The organism is Nitrosomonas sp. Nm166 (assembly GCF_900112825.1).
In the GTDB taxonomy this organism is placed as follows: domain Bacteria; phylum Pseudomonadota; class Gammaproteobacteria; order Burkholderiales; family Nitrosomonadaceae; genus Nitrosomonas.
This window is the reverse complement of the sequence record NZ_FONE01000005.1, coordinates 92,196-110,555: the sequence shown is the minus strand read 5'-3', so window position 1 is coordinate 110,555 and position 18,360 is coordinate 92,196. Positions and strand designations below refer to the sequence as shown.

18 protein-coding genes are annotated in these 18,360 nt (G+C 46.1%); 8 read left to right on the top strand and 10 right to left on the bottom strand.

The features are described from left to right. The 8 genes from BM021_RS02790 to BM021_RS02755 all read right to left on the bottom strand — a co-directional run. A partial coding sequence (locus tag BM021_RS02790) for a GTP-binding protein (protein WP_090718653.1) occupies nucleotides 1-85 on the bottom strand: 85 nt, incomplete at its 3' end. Nucleotides 86-115: 30 nt separating this feature from the next. Then, nucleotides 116-2,206 (bottom strand): elongation factor G, encoded by a 2,091-nt coding sequence (gene fusA / locus BM021_RS02785; RefSeq protein ID WP_090718633.1) that lies wholly within the window; start codon nucleotides 2,204-2,206, stop codon nucleotides 116-118. 57 nt (nucleotides 2,207-2,263) lie between these two features. Continuing rightward, on the bottom strand, nucleotides 2,264-2,734 hold the full coding sequence (gene rpsG / locus BM021_RS02780; RefSeq protein ID WP_090718631.1) for a 30S ribosomal protein S7: 471 nt from the start codon (nucleotides 2,732-2,734) through the stop codon (nucleotides 2,264-2,266). A 61-nt stretch (nucleotides 2,735-2,795) separates the two neighbouring features. Next, nucleotides 2,796-3,173: a 30S ribosomal protein S12 gene (rpsL, locus tag BM021_RS02775; RefSeq protein ID WP_090718629.1), complete on the bottom strand. Its 378-nt coding sequence runs from the start codon at nucleotides 3,171-3,173 to the stop codon at nucleotides 2,796-2,798. A gap of 253 nt (nucleotides 3,174-3,426) precedes the next feature. Further along, on the bottom strand, nucleotides 3,427-3,912 hold the full coding sequence (locus BM021_RS02770) for a YajQ family cyclic di-GMP-binding protein (RefSeq protein ID WP_090718627.1): 486 nt from the start codon (nucleotides 3,910-3,912) through the stop codon (nucleotides 3,427-3,429). 57 nt (nucleotides 3,913-3,969) lie between these two features. Continuing rightward, complete coding sequence (locus BM021_RS02765; RefSeq protein ID WP_090718625.1) at nucleotides 3,970-5,202, bottom strand: argininosuccinate synthase; 1,233 nt, start codon at nucleotides 5,200-5,202, stop codon at nucleotides 3,970-3,972. A 71-nt stretch (nucleotides 5,203-5,273) separates the two neighbouring features. Then, on the bottom strand, nucleotides 5,274-6,200 hold the full coding sequence (gene argF, locus BM021_RS02760) for an ornithine carbamoyltransferase (protein WP_090718623.1): 927 nt from the start codon (nucleotides 6,198-6,200) through the stop codon (nucleotides 5,274-5,276). Between the two features lie 48 nt (nucleotides 6,201-6,248). Continuing rightward, nucleotides 6,249-7,409, bottom strand: a complete 1,161-nt coding sequence (locus tag BM021_RS02755) for an aspartate aminotransferase family protein (RefSeq protein WP_090718621.1) — start codon at nucleotides 7,407-7,409, stop codon at nucleotides 6,249-6,251. A gap of 292 nt (nucleotides 7,410-7,701) precedes the next feature. Between BM021_RS02755 and gyrA the strand changes: the two genes are divergently transcribed. The 8 genes from gyrA (at nucleotide 7,702) to BM021_RS02715 (ending at nucleotide 17,482) form a co-directional block, all read left to right on the top strand. Further along, nucleotides 7,702-10,263, top strand: coding sequence for a DNA gyrase subunit A (gene gyrA / locus BM021_RS02750; RefSeq protein WP_090718619.1), 2,562 nt, complete (start codon nucleotides 7,702-7,704; stop codon nucleotides 10,261-10,263). A gap of 28 nt (nucleotides 10,264-10,291) precedes the next feature. Beyond that, nucleotides 10,292-11,383 carry a 3-phosphoserine/phosphohydroxythreonine transaminase gene (gene serC / locus BM021_RS02745; RefSeq protein ID WP_090718651.1) on the top strand — a complete coding sequence of 364 codons (1,092 nt, stop codon included), beginning with the start codon at nucleotides 10,292-10,294 and terminating at the stop codon, nucleotides 11,381-11,383. Continuing rightward, nucleotides 11,376-12,572 (top strand): 3-phosphoglycerate dehydrogenase family protein, encoded by a 1,197-nt coding sequence (locus BM021_RS02740; RefSeq protein ID WP_090718617.1) that lies wholly within the window; start codon nucleotides 11,376-11,378, stop codon nucleotides 12,570-12,572. The genes serC and BM021_RS02740 overlap by 8 nt, the downstream gene beginning before the upstream one ends. A 47-nt stretch (nucleotides 12,573-12,619) precedes the next feature. Further along, on the top strand, nucleotides 12,620-13,690 hold the full coding sequence (gene pheA, locus BM021_RS02735) for a prephenate dehydratase (RefSeq protein WP_090718614.1): 1,071 nt from the start codon (nucleotides 12,620-12,622) through the stop codon (nucleotides 13,688-13,690). Between the two features lie 74 nt (nucleotides 13,691-13,764). Then, nucleotides 13,765-14,889 (top strand): histidinol-phosphate transaminase, encoded by a 1,125-nt coding sequence (gene hisC / locus BM021_RS02730; protein WP_090718612.1) that lies wholly within the window; start codon nucleotides 13,765-13,767, stop codon nucleotides 14,887-14,889. Continuing rightward, nucleotides 14,886-15,902: a 3-deoxy-7-phosphoheptulonate synthase gene (gene aroF / locus BM021_RS02725; protein ID WP_090718610.1), complete on the top strand. Its 1,017-nt coding sequence runs from the start codon at nucleotides 14,886-14,888 to the stop codon at nucleotides 15,900-15,902. The genes hisC and aroF overlap by 4 nt, the downstream gene beginning before the upstream one ends. 20 nt (nucleotides 15,903-15,922) lie before the next feature. Then, nucleotides 15,923-16,813 (top strand): prephenate dehydrogenase, encoded by an 891-nt coding sequence (locus BM021_RS02720; protein WP_090718607.1) that lies wholly within the window; start codon nucleotides 15,923-15,925, stop codon nucleotides 16,811-16,813. A gap of 9 nt (nucleotides 16,814-16,822) precedes the next feature. Continuing rightward, on the top strand, nucleotides 16,823-17,482 hold the full coding sequence (locus tag BM021_RS02715; RefSeq protein ID WP_090718605.1) for a hypothetical protein: 660 nt from the start codon (nucleotides 16,823-16,825) through the stop codon (nucleotides 17,480-17,482). 165 nt (nucleotides 17,483-17,647) lie between these two features. Here BM021_RS02715 and BM021_RS02710 read toward each other — a convergent pair whose 3' ends face one another. Next, nucleotides 17,648-18,049 carry a type II toxin-antitoxin system VapC family toxin gene (locus BM021_RS02710; protein WP_090718603.1) on the bottom strand — a complete coding sequence of 134 codons (402 nt, stop codon included), beginning with the start codon at nucleotides 18,047-18,049 and terminating at the stop codon, nucleotides 17,648-17,650. Further along, complete coding sequence (locus tag BM021_RS02705; protein ID WP_090718601.1) at nucleotides 18,046-18,240, bottom strand: type II toxin-antitoxin system VapB family antitoxin; 195 nt, start codon at nucleotides 18,238-18,240, stop codon at nucleotides 18,046-18,048. Before BM021_RS02705 ends, BM021_RS02710 begins: the two co-directional genes overlap by 4 nt. Nucleotides 18,241-18,360: the final 120 nt, after the last annotated feature.

Below are 18,360 nucleotides of genomic sequence, written 5' to 3'. Positions count from 1 at the left end.
TCAGCGTCGTCTTACCATGATCAACATGCCCTATCGTTCCTACATTAACATGTGGCTTCGAACGCTCAAATTTACTTTTTGCCATCACTTGTTCCTTTACATTCTATAAATTCGATTACTTTTTATTTATTATGGCTTCTGCCACATTCTTAGGAGCTTCAGAGTAATGCTTAAACTCCATAGAGTAAGTAGCCCTACCCTGCGTTGCTGATCTCAATGCTGTTGAATACCCAAACATCTCAGCTAATGGCACCTCAGCCCGAACTACTTTAAATCCGGGAACATCTTCCATGCCTTGTATCATGCCACGTCTTGATGATAGATCGCCCACAACATTTCCCATAAAGTCTTCGGGGGTCTCTACTTCAACAGCCATCATGGGCTCCAGCAAAACTGGGTTTGCTTTCCGCATTCCATCCTTGAACGCTATAGATGCTGCCATCTTAAATGCATTTTCATTAGAGTCAACATCATGATATGAACCATCAAAGAGGGCAACCTTTATATCTACCACTGGATATCCGGCCAATACTCCACTTGGAAGAGTTTCTAACAAACCTTTTTCAACGGCAGGTATATATTCACGTGGGACTACTCCACCTTTGATTTCATCGACAAATTCAAAACCTTTTCCAGCCTCATTTGGCTCCATTCTAAGCCATACATGACCATATTGCCCGCGACCACCGGTTTGTTTAACAAATTTCCCTTCTATCTCAACCTGCTTTCTTATTGCTTCACGGTAAGCAACTTGAGGTGCTCCCACATTGGCTTCTACACCAAACTCACGTTTCATGCGATCAACGATAATTTCCAGATGCAATTCACCCATTCCAGAAATAATTGTTTGCCCAGATTCTTCGTCTGTTCGAACTCTAAATGAAGGATCTTCTTGCGCAAGTCTATTCAATGCAATACCCATTTTCTCCTGATCCATTTTAGTTTTTGGCTCAACTGCAACATGGATAACAGGCTCTGGAAAATCCATTTTTTCCAAGGTAATAATTTTTTGTAGATCACATAAAGTATCGCCCGTCACCACATCCTTTAGACCGACGGCTGCCGCAATATCTCCTGCTCGAACTTCCTTGATCTCATCTCGCTGATTGGCGTGCATCTGCAGCAATCTGCCAATCCTTTCTTTTTTTCCTTTGACTGGATTATAGATAGTATCACCTGAAGTGACGATGCCTGAATACACTCTAAAAAATATAAGCTGACCCACATAGGGATCTGTTGCAATCTTGAAAGCTAATGCTGAAAATGGCTCTTTATCGTCTGCAATCCTTTTATCGACTTCTCCACTTTCATTCTCTCCTTGAATCGCCAGAATATCGGTGGGTGATGGCATGTAATCAATGACTGCATCCAGCATGGCTTGTACGCCTTTATTTTTAAAGGCAGTTCCACACAACATGGGCACTATTTCATTATTAATGGTGCGCATACGTAAACCACTCTTGATCTCGGAAATTTCCAAATCTCCATTCTCAAGATATTTATCCATCAAATCTTCACTTGCCTCTGCTGCTGTTTCTACCATTTTTTCGCGCCATGCTTGAGCGTCCGCTTCGAGACTGGCAGGTATCTCACGCTCCTCAAACTTCGTTCCGAGGCTTTCAGCATCCCAGTAGATAGCTTTCATCTTTATCAAGTCGACAACACCTTCGAACTTATCCTCAGCGCCTATTGGTAATTGTATTGGCACGGGTGCAGCTTTAAGCCGCGCTTTGATCTGCTCATATACACGCATGAAATTAGCACCCGATCGATCCATCTTATTAACAAATGCCAATCGCGGAACTTTATATTTATTTGCCTGCCTCCAGACCGTTTCAGTTTGTGGTTGCACACCCCCTACTGCACAAAATACCGTACAAGCTCCGTCCAGAACGCGCAAGGATCGCTCGACCTCAATGGTAAAATCCACGTGCCCGGGTGTATCGATGATATTAATCCGATGCTCCGGGTAATTCCCAGCCATTCCTTTCCAGAAACAAGTTGTGGCAGCAGAAGTAATCGTAATTCCTCTCTCTTGCTCTTGCTCCATCCAGTCCATAGTAGCCGCACCTTCATGAACTTCACCGAGCTTATGAGATACGCCAGTGTAAAAAAGCACACGTTCAGTGGTAGTTGTTTTACCAGCATCAATATGCGCCATAATGCCGATGTTTCTGTATCGTTCTATGGGAGTTTTTCTTGCCACAGTCTAATGCCCTACGTTTATTTCAATTTATGAATGGATTCTTTAATCAACCAAAACTTAAAATCTAAAATGTGAAAATGCCTTGTTCGATTCGGCCATTCTATGCACTTCTTCACGTTTTTTAACAGCGCCGCCTCGCCCTTCAGCTGCCTCAGCCAATTCACCAGCCAATCGCGCATCCATAGATTTTTCGCTTCTTTTCCTAGCGGCATCCCGAAGCCATCTCATGGCCAATGCATTACGCCGCACTGATCTTACTTCAACTGGAACCTGATAATTAGCACCGCCAACACGGCGACTTTTAACTTCTACCATTGGCCGCACATTGGTTAATGCCTGAGTAAACACTTCCAATGGATCACTACCTGTTTTCTTCTCTATGTGATCAAGCGCCCCGTAAATAATTCTCTCTGCCACCGACTTTTTACCGCGCGTCATGAGAACATTAACAAATTTTGCCAATTCTACATTATGGTATTTAGGATCCGGCAGAATCTCACGTTTTGGAACTTCTCTACGTCTTGGCATTATGTAACCTCATTTCCTTTCGCAACATATTTCCTTTACAGCTAGAAATAACATTTAAATTTTACGCACCCTTCGGTCTTTTAGAGCCATATTTCGAACGCCCTTGTTTACGGTCTTTTACACCTGCCGTATCCAAACTACCCCTAATCGTATGATATCGCACACCCGGCAAATCTTTGACGCGACCACCACGTATCAATACCACTGAGTGTTCCTGAAGATTATGCCCTTCACCGCCAATGTAACTCGATACCTCAAATCCGTTCGTTAACCGAACCCTAGCAACTTTACGCAAAGCTGAATTCGGTTTCTTCGGTGTCGTTGTATACACTCTTGTGCATACCCCTCTTTTCTGCGGGCAGTTTTCTAGCGCAGGAACATTACTTTTAACTCGCTTCTCAACACGCGGTTTTCGAACTAACTGACTGATTGTCGGCATTTCTTCGTCCTAAAAAACTGGGACGGCTTTTTAGCCGTCCACATACTATTACTATTTGCTAATTATTTTATTACTCGCCAATGTCATCACGATTAGCAATTCGACACCTTCAACCATACTGAAGATGAGGCAAAAAAGAGAGCGGATTCTAGGGGGTTTATCGTGATATGTCAAGACAAACACAAATCACGGCATTTTATTTTAAAAACAAAATTAAATTACAGGCCCATGCCTCAATTAAATCCTGTGTTTATCAATCTCTAAAATTCTGGAATTGTAATGGAAAATCACTAATCAACTTCTTAACCAATTGTATAGTTTCCTGCAACACATCTTTTTTTGCACCTGTTACTCGCACTACATCTCCTTGAATACTCGCCTGCACTTTAGGCTTACTCTCTTTAATATTTCTTATAATTCTTTTGGCCAGTTCTGAATCAAGCCCTGTTTTAACAGTGACTACTTGCTTTACTTTATTTCCACTTATTTTCTCTATTTGTTCCTTATTTAAACAACGCACATCCACATTCCGCTTTGTCAATTTGGTTCTCAAGATATCGAGTATTTGCTCCAGTTTAAATTCGTCATCTGCAAAAACTGTTAACTGATAATCCGCTTGCTCCACTCTTGCATCGGAACCCTTAAAGTCAAATCGTGTGCTGACTTCCTTATTGACTTGATCTACCGCATTTCTGACTTCCTGCTTATCAACCTCTGAAACGATATCGAAAGATGGCATTATTTTTTTGACCGTAACAATAGAATTGTAATTTTACCAAAATGACCTAGCGTAATCCTATAATTCCTTAATATCCTTGTTCTTCTCAACCTCAGCGGCTATACGCAATCTTAATGCGTTAAGTTTTATAAAACCTGCTGCATCTGCCTGATTATAAGCACCAGCATCATCTTCAAAAGTAGCAATATTAGGATTAAACAATGAATCAGTTTGCGAATCTCTTCCCGCGACGATAACATTTCCCTTATATAATTTTAATCTTACCCATCCGTTCACCTTCTTCTGGGTCGCATCAATCATCGTTTGCATCATCTTGCGTTCTGGACTCCACCAATAACCGTTATAAATCAAGGCCGCATAGCGCGGCATTAAATCATCTTTTAAATGCGCCACTTCCCGATCCAGAGTTATTGATTCTATTGCTCGATGCGCACGTAATAAAATTGTTCCACCCGGCGTTTCGTAGCACCCCCGCGATTTCATACCGACATAACGATTCTCCACTAAATCCAGTCTACCGATACCGTGCTTACCCCCCAACTGATTAAGTCTCTGCAATACACTCGCTGGTGATAATTGATGACCATTCAAGGCCACGACATCGCCATGCCTGAATTCGATATCCAGATACTCAGGCTCATCAGGCGCTTTTTCCGGTGATACGCTCCAGCGCCACATTGATTCTTCTGGCTCTGTTGCAGGATCCTCGAGAATCCTGCCTTCGTAAGAAATATGCAGGAGATTCGCATCCATGCTATAAGGCGATCCACCCTTCTTTTTCATTTCAACCGGAATACCATGCTGCTCTGCGTATTGCAGCAATTTTTCCCTTGAAGTTAAATCCCATTCGCGCCATGGCGCGATCACATGGATATCCGGCTGCAAGGCGTAATAGCCCAGCTCAAAACGAACCTGATCATTACCTTTACCTGTTGCACCGTGGGAAACCGCATCTGCACCGGTTTCATTGGCAATTTCAATTTGTCTTTTTGCAATTAATGGACGTGCTATGCTTGTACCCAGCAAGTATTCCCCTTCATAGATCGCATTGGCCCGGAACATAGGAAATACAAAATCACGTACAAACTCTTCACGCAAATCATCAATATAAATTTCTTTAACACCAAGTTGCTTTGCTTTTGCACGCGCCGGCTCAACCTCTTCTCCCTGCCCGATATCAGCAGTAAAGGTAACTACTTCACACTGATAAGTATCCTGCAACCACTTCAAGATTACCGAAGTATCCAATCCCCCTGAGAAAGCTAGCACTACTTTATTAATTTTTTTCATTGTTTTAAAACATCCGTTTTATCTAACACTACGATAGCTTAATTTATTATCACTGATTCCAAATTTAGAACTTAATTTCCAGCATTTAACTTACCCAATAATAAATATTCCATCAATGCCTTCTGGGTATGCAGTCGGTTTTCTGCTTCATCCCATACCACGGATTGCGGCCCATCCAGAACTTCCGAACTTACTTCCTCACCGCGATGAGCCGGCAAACAATGCATAAACAATGCATCTTTTTTAGCCAACGCCATCATTTCCGCATTGACGCAAAATTCAGCAAAATCTTTTTTTCTTTGCTCGGCCTCCACTTCGAATCCCATGCTGATCCACACATCCGTAGTAATCAGATCCGCGTCAATCACAGCTTTGCGAGGATTAGCAAATTCTTCATAATGCCCCGTTCCGCTTAATCCTATTCGCTCAGGATGAATGCCATAACCAGGTGGCGTTGACACATGCACTCTAAAATCAAAAATTTCGGCTGCTTGCAACCAGGTATTGCACATATTATTAGCATCCCCGATCCAGGCCACTGTTTTACCTGTAATGCTTCCCCGGTGCTCAGTATAGGTAAAAATATCACTCATGATTTGGCATGGATGATATTCATTAGTTAAGCCATTAATAACAGGCACCCTTGAATTTTTTGCAAAGCGCTGAATAGTATCGTGTTTATGAGTGCGAATCATAATGATATCGACCATGCGTGAAATAACCCGTGCGGCATCTTCTACCGGCTCTCCTCGCCCCAATTGCGTATCATGTGTCGATAGATAAATGCCCGTTCCGCCTAGTTGATGCATTCCGGCTTCAAATGACAAGCGCGTACGCGTCGAATTTTTGTCAAATATCATCGCCAAGGTACGATCAACCAAGGGCCAGTATTGCCGATATTGTTTGAACTCCTGCTTTATCCAGCGCGCACGTTCAAATAAATACTCATATTCTTCACGAGAAAAATCATTAAATTTCAGAAAATGCTTAAATTGCATAACAAGATAAATAACCAATCAGCATTACAGCATCTTATGTAATCTGTTTCAGCTATTCAAAAACTCCTTTATTAACGAGCAAGTAATATCCACCACTTGTTCAGCCTCGGCTTGCTGCATGACAAACGCGGGTAATAAACGAATTACTTTATCGGATGTTACATTGATCAGTAATTTTTTTTCCAAAGCTTTTCTTACCAGCTCGCTGCAAGGTACTGAAAGCTCAATACCGATAATCAAACCCTGGCCTCTGACTTGCACAACCCCCGCCACATCAGTCAGCTGATTTTTCAGCCGATCACGCATGAAGTCCCCCAATTTCATTGCATGGTCCAGAAGACCTTCCTCTTCAATAACATTCAATGTTTCGATCGCCGCTGCGCACGCCAGCGGGTTGCCACCAAAAGTGGACGCATGATTGCCTGGTTTGAAAACCTCTGCAGCTACACCTCTTGCCAGGCAAGCGCCGATCGCCACGCCGGCACCCAAGCCTTTAGCTAATGTCATCACATCGGGCATGATATTACTGTGTTGAAATGCGAACCATCTTCCACTTCGTCCGATCCCAGATTGAACCTCATCCAGCATCAGCAGCCATCCGTATTGATTACAGAGATCGCGCAGCCCTTGTAGATAATGCACCTCAGGTATATTAACGCCCCCTTCCCCTTGGAAAGGTTCCACCAGGACCGCAACGACATCTTTATTATTGACAGCAACTTGTGTAATCGCTTCCATATTGTTATAGGGAACGCGAACAAATCCAGACAACAAAGGTTCAAAGCCAGCTTGTACCTTGCGATTTCCACTGGCTGTCAAGGTGGCCATCGTACGTCCGTGAAAAGAACGTTCCATTACAATAACGGTGGGCAATGAAATTCCCTTGTTGTGCCCGTGCAAGCGGGCAAGCTTTATCGCTGCTTCGTTAGCTTCTGCGCCCGAATTACAGAAAAAAGCATTATCCATACCTGATAACGCAATCAGGCGATCGGCTAATCGCTCCTGCTTATCGATATGATAAAGATTAGAAGTATGAATCAGCGTTCCGGCTTGTTCACATATTGCTTTCGTTAACCTTGGATGACAATGACCCAGTCCACACACAGCAACGCCAGCTAGTGCATCCAGATACCGTTCATCCTGATCATCCCACAACCACACTCCTTCGCCTTTAACGAAAGTAACGGGTAGCCGTGAGTAAGTATTCATCAAATTAGACACTACAATACTCGCATTTCAAATGAAAAATTCATTCCAGAATCCTCATCTGTAGATCTGTAGGATAAGGAAAATTTGAAAAAGCGATTATGTTTACCTATTTAATCTGTTTTTTCAAGCTTTTTTTCTCTAATGATCTGCTTCTTATCGCAACTCTAAGCGCTTTATTTCAAAGTTAACTGAGAAACGATGGCAGCGTGTTAGAATAAAGAAATTTATTGTTAATTTAAGAAGATACGCTCAATCTTCATAACCTACTGTTTCTAAAAAACAATTATAATATATGAATCAATTTGCCAAGGAAACCCTGCCGGTCAGTCTTGAAGAGGAAATGCGGCGTTCCTATCTGGATTACGCCATGAGCGTGATTGTAGGCCGGGCCCTGCCGGATGTTCGTGATGGCCTGAAACCGGTACACCGACGCGTATTATTTGCCATGCATGAACTTTCTAATGACTGGAACAGACCGTATAAGAAATCTGCGCGTATTGTGGGCGATGTTATTGGTAAATACCATCCCCATGGCGATACCGCTGTCTATGACACGATTGTTCGCATGGCACAAGATTTTTCTCTGCGCTATATGTTGATCGATGGGCAAGGCAATTTTGGTTCTGTAGATGGTGATAACGCAGCAGCCATGCGCTATACCGAAATCCGCATGTCGCGCATCGCCCATGAATTACTGGTTGATCTTGACAAAGAAACAGTAGATTTTGGCCCTAACTATGATGACACTGAAAAAGAGCCGCTGATACTTCCCACCAAAATCCCCAATTTGCTGATCAATGGTTCTTCAGGTATCGCCGTCGGCATGGCAACTAATATCCCCCCGCATAATCTGAATGAAGTCGTAGAAGCCTGCCTCGCCTTACTCAAAAATCCGCATATTAGTATCGATGAGCTCATTGATTTTATTCCGGCGCCTGATTTTCCAACCGCCGGGATCATTTATGGTGTTACCGGTGTCAGAGATGGCTATCGCACTGGACGTGGCCGTGTTGTCATGCGCGCACGGACTCATTTTGAGGCTCTGGAAAAAGGCAGCCGCCAATGCATTGTGATCGATGAACTACCCTACCAAGTTAACAAAGCTAATTTACTGATACGCATTGGGGAGCTGGTTCGCGACAAGAAAGTTGAGGGTATTTCTGATCTGCGTGATGAATCCGACAAATCGGGTATGCGCGTCGTAATTGAACTAAAACGCGGGGAGTTACCTGACGTTATTCTGAATAACCTGTATAAAGAAACACAGATGCAGGACACTTTTGGCATAAACATGGTGGCCCTGCTGGATGGCCAGCCTCGTTTGCTGAATTTGAAGCAGGTTCTGGATGCGTTCTTGCGTCACCGCCGTGAAGTCGTCACGCGCCGCACGGTATTTGAACTGAAAAAAGCCCGTGAGCGCGGTCACTTGCTGGAAGGTCTGGCGGTTGCGCTTTCCAACGTCGATGAAATTATCGCACTGATAAAAGCTGCGCCGACACCAGCTGACGCCAAGGAAGCCCTAATGGCGAGAGCCTGGCATTCTCAATTGGTAGAGGAAATGCTGTCACGCGCCCTGGCAGACGCCCATGCACTGCGCCCGGAAAACTTGGATACCGCATTCGGTTTGCAAGCGCAGGGCTACCGTTTATCCGATGCCCAGGCACAGGCCATTCTGGAATTACGCCTGCAGCGCCTGACCGGCCTGGAGCAGGAAAAGATCGTTACAGAATATAAAGAAGTCATCGACAAGATCATTGATTATCTGGATATCCTGGCAAACCCGGAGCGCATCACCGGCATCATTACCGAAGAACTGGGTTCAATCAAACAGCAATTTGGTGATAAACGCCGCAGTGAAATTATTGTCGATACGCAGGATTTGAGTGAAGAAGATCTAATCGCACCGGCAGATGTCGTTGTAACACTATCGCACAGCGGCTACATTAAATCCCAATTACTCGATGATTATCGCGCCCAAAAGCGCGGTGGGCGCGGTAAGCTGGCGGCCAGTACTAAGGAAGACGATTTCATTGATAAGCTGTTCATTGCCAACACACATGACTATATTCTATGCTTCTCAAGCTTGGGACGGGTATACTGGATTAAAGTCTACGAAGTGCCGCAAGGCGGCCGGCAATCCCGAGGCAGACCAATTATCAATTGGGTACAACTGGAAGAGGGCGAAAAAATTAACGCCATTTTGCCGGTCAAAACCTTTGATGAAAACCGCTTTGTCTTTATGGCAACAGCTTTTGGCACCGTCAAGAAAACACCGTTATCAGAATTCTCCCGTCCACGAAACAATGGCATTATCGCCCTTGGATTGGATGAGGGCGATTATTTAATCGGTGTTGAGCTGACCGAAGGCAAACACGACGTTATGCTGTTCTCAGACAACGGTAAGGCCATACGCTTCAGTGAAAATGACGTTCGTCCAATGGGACGTACCGCCCGTGGTGTGCGTGGCATGAAACTCGGTCCCGGGCAGAAAGTCATCTCAATGCTGGTAGCCGAAAATGAAGAGCTTACGGTACTAACAGCGACTGAGAATGGTTACGGCAAGCGTACTTCTATCAGCGAATACACGCGTCATAACCGTGGTGCGCAAGGGATGATTGCGATTATCACCAGTGCGCGCAATGGTAAAGTTGTCACCGCAAAACTAGTTAAACCCGATGATGAAATCATGCTGATCACTTCTGGCGGCGTGATGATTCGCACCCGTGTCAATGAGGTGCGGGAAATGAGCCGTGCCACACAAGGCGTGACTTTGATCAACCTGGATGCGGGTGAGAAATTAGCCGGCTTGGAGCGGGTAGTGGAGAGCGAAGAAGATGGTGACAATGTCGGTTAATATTAAACAAACTGACCGGAAAAAAATAATGGACCCCATTTATAATTTCAGTGCAGGACCCGCAGTTCTTCCCAAAGAAGTGCTGCAGCAGGCACGCGATGAAATGTTGGATTGGCATGGCAGTGGTATGTCCGTCATGGAAATGAGCCATCGCGGCAAGGAATTTATGGCCATTGCTGAGCAAACTGAAAACGATTTACGCGAACTGGCTGGTATCCCGCAAAATTATAAGGTGCTATTTCTGCAAGGCGGTGCTTCCAGTCAATTTTCCATGGTGCCAATGAATCTGCTGCGCGGCAAAAGCAAGGCCGACTATATCAACACTGGTCAATGGTCGACCAAAGCCATCGAAGAAGCCCGTCGATATTGCACCGTCAATGTCGCCGCATCCTCTGCGGATGCCCATTTTACGTATGTACCAGTACAAGATAACTGGAGCCTGGATCCTGAAGCAGCTTATATCCATTACACCAGCAATGAAACTATCGGTGGTGTCGAATTTCACTGGATACCGGAAATTCCCCCGGAAAATAATGTCCCCTTGGTTGCTGATATGTCATCCGATATCCTGTCACATCCATTCGATGTCACCCGTTTCGGATTGATTTATGCGGGCGCACAAAAGAATCTGGGGCCGGCAGGGCTGACCTTAGTAATTATTCGCGAAGATTTACTGGGACAACCGTTGGTAGGCACACCCACGCTGTACGATTATCAGGTGCATGCAAAAAATGATTCGATGTATAACACGCCGCCAACTTACGCGATGTATATTGCCGGCCTGGTTTTCGCATGGCTGAAGAAGAAAGGCGGATTGGTTGCGATGGAAAAAATCAATATTACCAAAGCCAACCTGCTGTATGATCTGCTCGACAATACTGATTTTTATCATTGTCCAGTGGTTAAATCCGATCGCTCTCGCATGAATGTGCCTTTCACATTAAAAAACCCTGCACTGGATGACGAATTCCTTAAACAAGCCCAGATAAATGGCCTGATTCAACTCAAAGGGCATCGCTCAGTGGGCGGTATGCGCGCATCAATATATAATGCCATGCCGCTTGAAGGTGTGGCAAAATTGGCGGCGTTTATGAGGGAGTTCGCCAATCAGTATGCTTGATCATCAGCACAGAGTGTTCAAGATTCTTACGCTTAATCAGATATCTTCCCGTGGTCTGAAACGTTTTCCTGCGGGCAGCTATCAGGTGAGCGATGCCATCGCCGAGCCGGATGCCATCCTGGTACGTTCGCACAATATGTTGGACAGCATCATTCCCGGTAGTGTGAAAGCAATCGGGCGTGCCGGTGCAGGTACCAATAATATTCCTGTGCAGGACATGAACCTTCGTGGCATTCCTGTATTCAATACCCCCGGTGCCAATGCTAATGCAGTCAAGGAACTGGTTCTGGCTGGCCTGTTTTTAGCCGCACGCAATCTGGTACCCGCATTACAGTTTGTTGAAAATCTGCAAGGTGATGATGCAGCGCTGAACAAGCAAGCCGAGGATGGAAAAAAGCGCTTTTCTGGCATCGAATTACCTGGTCGTACGCTGGGTATTATTGGCCTCGGTCAAATCGGTCGATTAGTTGCGAATGCCGCACTCAAATTAGGTATGAAAGTCATCGGATATGATCCCAAAATAACCATCGAGTCAGCCTGGAGCCTGTCCGCAGAAGTCAAAAAAGCGCACAGCATGGAAGACTTGCTGCGCCACAGTGAATTTGTCAGCGTGCATGTGCCGTTGCTGGATTCCACTCATCACCTGATCAATGAGAAAAATATTGCCATGATGAAGCAGCATGCGATTCTACTGAATTTCTCACGCAGCGCTATTGTTGATGAAGATGCTGTTTTAAGAGAAATCGCCGGCGGCAAAATAAAAACCTATGTCTGCGACTTCCCCAGCCAGAAATTGCAGCACCAGCAAGCAGTCATCACACTGCCGCATCTGGGCGCATCGACACTGGAAGCAGAAGAGAATTGTGCCGTCATGGTGGTGAATCAGCTCATGGATTATTTAGAGAATGGCAACATCACCAACACGGTCAATTTTCCTGACATCCAGATGGAGCGTGAATCGTCTTACCGGGTAGCGGTAGCAAATACCAATGTGCCCAACATTCTGGGGCAAATCTCCACCAGCGTAGCCAAGGCTGGGTTGAATATCCATAACATGATCAACAAATCCCGCGGTGAAATGGCTTATACGCTGGTGGATGTAGACAGTCCAGTACCACAGCAGGTATTGGATGAAATCGCCACCATTACCGGTGTGCTCATGGCACGCTATCTGCCACTTCCCCAATAAAATTTCAAATTCTGATGAATCATCGTTAAGCCAACATTTCGCCATCCATGTCAGAACAACTCAAACAATTACGCGGCCAGATTGACGCCATTGACAACGAATTGCTCGAACTGGTGAGTAAGCGCGCCAGGTTGGCGCAACAGATTGGAAAAATTAAAAAGAACGGTATCGTCTATCGCCCTGAGCGCGAAGCACAAATACTGGCGCGTATGCAGCAACAAAATCCCGGTCCTATCAATAACGAACACATTAAACAATTATTTATTGAAATCATGTCGCTGTGCCGCGCCCTCGAGAAACCCATGAGCGTAGCTTATCTTGGCCCAAACGGTACTTTCTCAGAAGAAGCAGCGTTGAAGCGTTTTGGCAGCACCATCACAACGGTTGCCTGCGATTCGATCGACGATGTGTTTCGCACCGTGGAATCCGATGCAGCGAATTATGGCGTAGTGCCGGTTGAAAACTCGTCTGAGGGCGCGGTTGGCAGATCCATGGATTTGCTGTTACAAACACCGCTGACCATCTGTGGTGAAATCCAACTACCCGTACATCAATTTCTGATGGCACAACAAACCGAATTTGCACAAATCAGCAAAATTTATTCGCATCCGCAATCGCTGGCGCAGTGTCATCAATGGTTAAAGACCAACTTGCCGCATATTTCCCATTCCGCACTGGTCAATACCGCCAGCAATGCCGACGCAGCACGGCAGGCTGCAGCAGACAAGCAGTCAGCGGCTGTGGCGAGCAAACGAGCCGCCGAGTTATTCGGGCTTTCTATCTGCGCAGAAAATATTGAGGATGATCCCAAAAATACCACCCGTTTTCTGGTCATCGGTAAACAAGTTGTCGAAGCTTCCGGAAAGGATAAAACCTCACTGATCATGTCGACCAATAACTGTTCCGGCGCTATTTATAAATTACTGGAACCACTGGCACAGCATGGTGTCAGTATGAGCCGACTGGAGTCGCGTCCGTCGCGCACAGGTCTCTGGCAGTATGTATTCTTTGTAGATATTGAAGGGCATCAGCAAGATAACAATGTAGCTATCGCACTTGAAGAATTGCGCGAGAAAGCAGTCTTTCTGAAAATCCTGGGATCTTATCCAGCGACCTAATGGTTTGCCGTCACTAACTAACCTTTTATTAAATTCATTTAACCTTTGTATTTTTTCTTTAATAACTTAATCTTATGAATCTTTGTGACTTTGCTCCGGAATATATCCGCGCTATCCAACCTTATCAACCTGGTAAACCGATCTCTGAACTGGCGCGGGAAATGGGATTAAACGAAGCCTGCGTCATCAAATTGGCTTCCAACGAGAATCCGCTTGGAACAAGCCCCCTCGCACTGGATGCCATGATTAATGCATTGCATGAGGTCTCGCTGTATCCGGACGGTAGCGGCTATGCGTTAAAAGCTGCTCTTTCCAAACGCTACGGGGTTGATCCAGAGCAGATCATTTTAGGCAACGGTTCTAATGATGTACTGGATCTTGCCGCGCGCGTTTTTCTGAAGCCAGGCGCGGCTGCGGTGTATTCACAACACGCCTTTGCGGTTTATCCGCTGGTGGTACAGATGATTGGTGCTAACGGCATATCGGTTCCCGCCAGAGACTATGGTCATGATCTGCCCGCCATGCTGGATGCCATCACGCCTGAGACTCGGATTGTTTTTATCGCCAGCCCGAACAATCCAACCGGCACCTTATCCAGCGAAGATGAATTGTATTGTTTCATGGAACGGGTATCCCGCGACGTACTGGTGGTTATAGACGAAGCCTATTACGAATACCTGCCGGAAGCCAACAAACCAGACAGTATCAGGTGGTTGAAACAGTTTCCCAATCTACTGATCACACGCACCTTTTCCAAAGTATACGGCTTGGCCGGTGTACGCGTCGGGTTTGGCTTAACGCATCCTGACGTGGCTAACCTGATGAATCGCGTGCGGCAACCGTTCAATGTCAACAGTATGGGCTTGGTTGGCGCGCTGGCTGCGTTGCAGGATGCTGAATTTGTGCAGCGATCCTATGCATTGAACCGCGCAGGCATGTTACAGCTCGCTGACGGTTTCCGCAAACTCGGCATTGAATACATTCCTTCGTATGGCAATTTCATCAGCTTCCGTGTCAAAGGCGATGCGACCAATACCCCGCAAGTCTATCAAAGCCTGCTGCAGCAAGGTGTCATCGTACGTCCTCTGGGCATTTACGAAATGCCGCATCACCTTCGGGTCACAATTGGTCTGGAATCCCAAAACAAACGATTCCTCGAATCACTTGAAAACGCAATGGCAATAGGAGAATTCGCGTGATCATCGTCATGAATAAAGACGTTACCGAAGAGCAAATCGGTACGGTTGTGCAAAAAATCCAAGGCTTCGGACATGAAGTCAATATTTCCCGGGGTACCAAACGCACCGTAATCGGTGCCATCGGTGATGAAAGCAAGCTCGATCCGGAAATGTTCGATTCTCTGCCGGGCGTGGAATACTCGATGCATATTGTCAAACAATACAAAATCGTTTCGCGCGAATCGCATAAACAGGACTCCATCGTCGAAGTCCGCGGCATTCCGATCGGCGGCAAACAAGTGCAAGTGATCGGTGGCCCCTGCTCAGTGGAAACGCAGGAACAGATGGATCTGGCAGCACAGCAAGTCGCAGCCGCCGGTTGCCGCCTGATGCGCGGCGGCGCCTTCAAACCGCGCACCAGTCCGTATACTTTCCAGGGCAAAGGCGTCGACGGTCTGGGCATCTTCCGCAGGGCTGCCGACAAATATCGCCTGCCGATTGTCACCGAGCTGATGGATGTGCGCATGCTCGACACCTTTCTCGAGCATGATGTCGATGTCATCCAGATCGGCACGCGCAACATGCAGAATTTCGACCTGCTGAAAGAAGTCGGGCGTATCAGTAAACCGGTGATTCTCAAGCGCGGCCTGTCCGCCACTGTTTCCGAATGGCTCATGGCAGCTGAATACATTGCTGCGGGCGGCAATCACAACATCATTTTCTGCGAACGCGGCATTCGCACGTTTGAAACTGCCTACCGCAACGTGATGGATGTTACCTGCGTGCCGGTACTTAAACGAGAAACCCATCTGCCGGTCATCATCGATCCTTCGCATGCCGGTGGTAAAGCCTGGATGGTGCCAGCGCTGGCGCGCGCAGCGGTCGCGGCAGGCGCCGATGGTCTGCTGGTGGAAATGCACCCGAATCCGTGCGAAGCCTGGTGCGATGCCGACCAGGCGCTGAATCCACTGGAACTCAAGGATCTGACGGGAACATTAAAAGGTATTGCCGAAGTCATCGGGCGCAGTCTGTAACAAAAAGCGGTGATTCACTCATGGCAAATATCGCGATACTTAATAAATTGGTCATCATCGGTATCGGTCTAATCGGTGGATCGTTCGCTTTAGCGCTACGCAACGCCGGGCTGGCCAAGCATATCGTAGGCATCGGACGCAGCCAGCAAAACCTGCAACGCGCCGTTGAGCTGAACATCATTGATGAAATCGCCACCGATATAACATCTGCCCTGCACAGCGCAGATCTGGTATTTCTGGCCATGCCGGTCGGTCAGACCGCCCACATCATGGAAAAAATTGCCCCGCATCTGCAGGCCAACACGATCATCACCGATGCCGGCAGCACCAAGCAGGATGTCATCGCCGCAGCACGCCACCATCTTCCGATGCAAAACCGCCACCACTTCGTCCCCGGCCACCCGATCGCCGGCACCGAGCAAAGTGGCGCACAAGCCGCACAAGCGGATTTGTATCATGACAAGCACGTCATCCTCACCCCGCTACCAGAAACCAGCACCGATGCTGTCGATCAAGTCCGTCAATTATGGCAAGCCTGCGATGCGCAAGTCTCCATCATGCCCGCCGACGAACACGACCAGATACTCGCAGCCACCAGCCATCTGCCGCATCTTCTGGCATTCACGATGATAAACCACCTCAATCACATCACCAGCAACCCTGAAAAAATGCTGCGTTTCGCCGGCAGCGGCCTGCGCGACTTCACCCGCATCGCCAGCAGCTCTACAGAAATGTGGCGCGACATCTGTTTGGCGAATCGTGAAGCGTTGCTTAAACAGATCGATGGGTATCAGAATGAATTGAAATTATTGCAGGAAATGCTGAAAAATCAAGATGGCAAGGCATTGGAGAAGGCTTTTTCTCAAGCGCGGGGTGTGCGGGAAGATTGGTTGAAGAATAATAAAGATTAGAAAAAGCGAATGGTTCCAAATAATTTCAAAGAATGGGCATGCTCCTTATCCGGCTGCGATGGTGGAAACATTAATGCTGACACCTGGTTATGCGGCATAGAATGGGGCGGGGGTAGCAAAAATGATTATTACGCAGAAAGGCTACCGAGAGAAATTAAAAATGGTGCATCTACACCAGAGCAGAATATCTATGACTGGAAAGATAGTATTACTTATCCGTTTGGTCGGAGTTTCGCGAAGCTTTATTCTGCGATAGTTGGGGAAAAGGTCGAGAATTACTCTGAGTTTGTATCTAAGAAGTGGAAGGGCTCTGAGATATTTAAGCTCAATTTATATCCGATAGCATTCGATTCTACAGATTCAGCGCTTTGGCATATGTATAGGTTAAAATTAATCGTTTGCACTGGAGTTAGTTATTTAAGAGATTTTTTCATTTGTTTTGGCGGTAATAGCGAAAATAGCGCTACGATACAGTACGAAGATCTATCTCCTTCTCCTGGGAGTAAAGTTGAAAATAAAAGGCGTTTTTATTGGGTTCACCTTGATCAACATACTACGCTCGTCGTTATTCCCTTCTTTTCAGGATCTTATGGTTTAAACAGTAACTATCTTCTACAGAAGATTGGGAATAGAATAAGGGAAATTTGTCCTTATAGAATTGGTCATTAAACAGTTTGATTTTTCATAGTAGAGAAGGGAAGGCTAGAATACGGAGATTCTAATAAACCTTTTTATGTCTGGATCAATAGATAGCCGAAGAATCAGATTTTACGGCATTATTGGTACCATAAAATCATCGGTGTCAAGTCTTGCAACTTTCACATAATCGCCCCACTACAAATCTTCCAGCGCATTACGAAGACCAAGGGCTTGATGAAAAGGCAAAAAATCCTTGTCACAATGCAATAGCGCAAAATCATGCTCGAGGCAAAAAGTCGCAATAATCACATCAATCGTTTTACGTACGGTAAAGCCCTTTTTTCTCAGCAAGCGATAATTGTCAGCGCTTTTATAGGCCAGTTCGGTGTTGAGCATGTTGTAGATGGGTAGGGATGAAAGCAGGTCTTTGGCAATGGCAAAGTCACTATCGCGCCGGAATCCTTGCAATACTTCGGTCAACATGATGTCGCCGGTACCCACTGGTGCAGTGCCGAGAAGGGAATCCAGCCGGTCTGTCTCCGGGCTGACAACACCATTGAAGTAAGCAATCCACACACTGGAATCGATCAAAATCATTGATCGGTTCTCAATTGATCCAGATCATTTTCCCAGTTGAGCTTACCGCGAAATTTCTTGATGTTTTCTTGTTTTTTTAATGCAATTAGCGTCCTGAGGCCAAGTTCTACAGCCTCTTTTTTGGTTTTTGCACCAGTCAGCTTAATGGCATCAGCAAGAAGACTATCGTCAATAATAATATTTGTTCTCATCGTTGGATAAATGTGTATCTACATTCAAAAGAATACACATTAAAACATAAGTATAACGCGTGATCAATGAGGCTGGCACAAGATATCCCGACGCTGATCAGCCTTGCATAAAGCCGTGGA